Below are 2,842 nucleotides of genomic sequence, written 5' to 3'. Positions count from 1 at the left end.
CTGTCGGCTGTCCGCTGTCCGCTGTCCGCTGTCCGCTGTCCGCTGTCCGCTGTCCGCTGTCCGGCAGGAGCATACGGCCGCCTCCTGGGTCGATCTTGACGGGAGATTCGTGCTGGTTTCCAGTTGCCCCGTCTGTGCGGGCAGCTCCATAGGCGGCAGAAAGAGCCACCAGGGTGACGCCCACCCGCCCACGCCCAGAACGGGGACGGGGGGACGGGGATCGGACGAGGGCGGGGATACGGTGGGGGCGTGGCGCTCACCCTGGCGATCTCGCCCTGCCCCAACGACACGTTCGTCTTCGACGCCCTGGTGCATGGCCGGGTGCCCGGCGCGCCGCCGGTCGAGGTGACCTACGCGGACGTGGACGTCACGAACACCGCCGCAGAGCGGGGCGCGTTCGACCTTGTCAAGGTGAGCTACGCCGCGCTGCCGTGGCTGCTGGACGACTACCACCTGCTGCCCTGCGGGGGCGCGCTCGGCCGCGGCTGCGGGCCGCTGGTGCTCACCCGGCCCGCCCAGGCCGGCAGCGCCCAGGCCGGCAGCCCGCGGGCCGGCAGCGCCCAGGCCGGCAGCGCGGATCGCGCCGACCTGAGCGGGGCGACGGTGGCGGTGCCCGGGGACCGGACCACGGCGTACCTGCTGTTCCGGCTCTGGTCGGCCGGGCGACCCCCGGCGCGGATCGAGGTGGTCCCGTTCCACGAGATCATGCCGGCGGTGGCCGCCGGCCGGTACGACGCCGGGCTGGTGATCCACGAGGCCCGGTTCACGTACCCGAGGCACGGGCTGACCGCCCTCGTCGACCTCGGCGAGTGGTGGGAGGGCGACACGGGCCTGCCGATCCCGCTCGGCGCGATCCTGGCCCGCCGGGGCGCGGTCGACCCGGTCGAGGCGGCCGGCTGGATCCGCGAGTCGGTACGCCAGGCGTGGGCCGACCCGGAGGCGAGCCGACGGTACGTGCTCTCCCACGCGCAGGAGATGGAGCCCGACGTGGTGGACCGACACATCGCCCTCTACGTCAACGAGTTCACCGCGGACCTGGGGGACGCGGGGCTCGCCGCCGTGGAGGCGCTGCTGGGCCGGGCCGCCGACGCCGGGCTCGTACCCCGGATCGCCGGCCCTCAGACCTCCAGCTCGCGCGCGACCGCGTGGACGAGCTGAGCGATCTTCTGCGCCGTCTTCTTGTCGGGGAAGCGACCCCGCCGCAGGTCCGGCTGGACCTTCGCCTCCAGCACCTTGATCATGTCTTCCACGAGGCCGTGCAATTCCTCCGCCGGCCGACGGCGCAACTCCGCCACCGAGGGCGGGGCCTCCAGCAGCTTGACCCCCATCGCCTGGGCGCCCCGGCGGCTGTCCACCACACTGAAGTCGACCCGCTGACCACCCTTGAGGTCGGTGACACCCGCCGGTAGCGCGCCCTTCGGCAGGAACACGTCGCCACCCTCGTCGCTGGTGACGAACCCGTATCCCTTGGCCGCGTCATACCACTTCACTCGACCCGTCGGCACCTGAGAACCCCTGCTTCACTTGAGACGTGTACTGCCCCAAGGCTAGCCGGATCATGGCCGCCAGCGCCGCCGGGAATCCGGTGAGGTCGGCCAAAACCAGGTCGGCCCCGGCCGAACGCAGTTCGTCGGCCGAACAGGGGCCGGTGGCGACCGCCACGCCCGGGATGCCGGCCGCCTGAGCGGCGACCATGTCGGCGGTGTGGTCGCCGACGTACAGGTTCGCGCCGTGCGCGCGCAGCGCCGTCGCCTTCTCCTCGGCGAACAGGTCGCCGGCCAGCTCGTCGACGGCCAGCCCGAGATGCTCCAGGTGCAGCCGGGCCAGCCGGCCCATCTTCGAGGTGACCACCAGCACCCGGCCGCCGTGGGAGTGCACGGCCTCGATGGCCGCGACCGCGCCGGGCATCGGCAGGGTCGGGGTGATCGCGTACGCCGGGTACAGCTCGCGGAACGCCGCGACGGCCGACTCGACCCGCTCGGGCGGGAACCACCGGGCGATCTCCACCCGCAGCGGCGGGCCCAGCCGGGACACCGCCGCGTCGGCGTCCACGGGCACGCCGGTGCGCGCGGTGAGCGCCCGGTACGCCGCGGCGATGCCGGGGCGGGAGTCGACGAGGGTCATGTCGAGGTCGAAACCGACGGTAAGCGGGGGCATGCCGAGAACCTACCCGGCCGGCGCGGGTCCAGCCGGACGTCCGAGGGGCGCGAGGACCCCGACCCGGGCTAGCGTGGAACGACGATGACCACCTCACTCGCCGATCACTTGCGGACGCTGCCCGACGCCTCCCTGGCCGCCCTCCTCCAGCTGCGGCCGGACCTCGTCGTGCCCGTGCCGGCCGACGTGTCCGCGCTCGCGGTCCGGGCCCAGTCCCGGGTCTCGGTGGCCCGGGCGTTGGACGGTCTGGACCAGTTCACCCTCCAGATCCTCGACGCCGCCCGGCTCACCCGGGCCCCGGACGACGGCACCACCTCCACCGAGGCCGTCCTCGCCATGGCCACCGCCGGGCCACGACCGCCGGCGCCGGCCACCATCCGGGGCGCGGTGAACAGGCTCCGCGCGCTCTTCCTGCTGTACGGCCCCGAGCACGCCCTGCGCGTGGTGGACGGCGTCGACGAGGTCGCCCCGTACCCGGCGGGGCTGGGCAGGCCCGCGACGGAGCTGGACCCGCGCACGGCGGCCCTCTGCGCGGACCCGGCGAAGCTGCGCCGCGCGCTGCTGGCCGCGCCCCCGTCGGCCCGGGCGATCCTGGACCGGCTCGCTGCCGGCCCGCCGGTGGGCAGCGTGCCCCCGGCGCGCTCCAGGCCCCGCCGCTCGGCGCGGAGGACAGCGTCCCGCCGGA

3 protein-coding genes and 1 pseudogene are annotated in these 2,842 nt (G+C 74.7%); 2 read left to right on the top strand and 2 right to left on the bottom strand.

Annotated features, from left to right (window positions below; all coding sequences use genetic code 11):
* The first annotated feature begins 249 nt into the window (after nt 1-249).
* Complete coding sequence (locus MCAG_RS17040) at nt 250-1,158, top strand: 1,4-dihydroxy-6-naphthoate synthase (protein ID WP_007074226.1); 909 nt, start codon at nt 250-252, stop codon at nt 1,156-1,158.
* On the opposite strand, the gene MCAG_RS17035 is transcribed toward MCAG_RS17040, so the two are convergent.
* Together MCAG_RS17035 and MCAG_RS17030 are read right to left on the bottom strand one after the other, a co-directional pair.
* Nucleotides 1,119-1,505, bottom strand: a complete 387-nt coding sequence (locus MCAG_RS17035) for a cold-shock protein (protein ID WP_007074225.1) — start codon at nt 1,503-1,505, stop codon at nt 1,119-1,121. The genes MCAG_RS17040 and MCAG_RS17035 overlap by 40 nt on opposite strands.
* Nucleotides 1,477-2,157, bottom strand: coding sequence for an HAD family hydrolase (locus MCAG_RS17030; RefSeq protein WP_007074224.1), 681 nt, complete (start codon nt 2,155-2,157; stop codon nt 1,477-1,479). The genes MCAG_RS17035 and MCAG_RS17030 overlap by 29 nt, the downstream gene beginning before the upstream one ends.
* 84 nt (nt 2,158-2,241) lie before the next feature.
* On the opposite strand from MCAG_RS17030, the pseudogene MCAG_RS17025 reads away from it, so the two are divergent.
* A pseudogene (locus tag MCAG_RS17025) lies at nt 2,242-2,842 on the top strand (hypothetical protein); the annotation flags it as partial.

The organism is Micromonospora sp. ATCC 39149, from assembly GCF_000158815.1.
Taxonomy (GTDB): domain Bacteria; phylum Actinomycetota; class Actinomycetes; order Mycobacteriales; family Micromonosporaceae; genus Micromonospora.
Note: the sequence above shows the minus strand (reverse complement) of the source record. Positions and strands in the feature narration are given on the sequence as shown.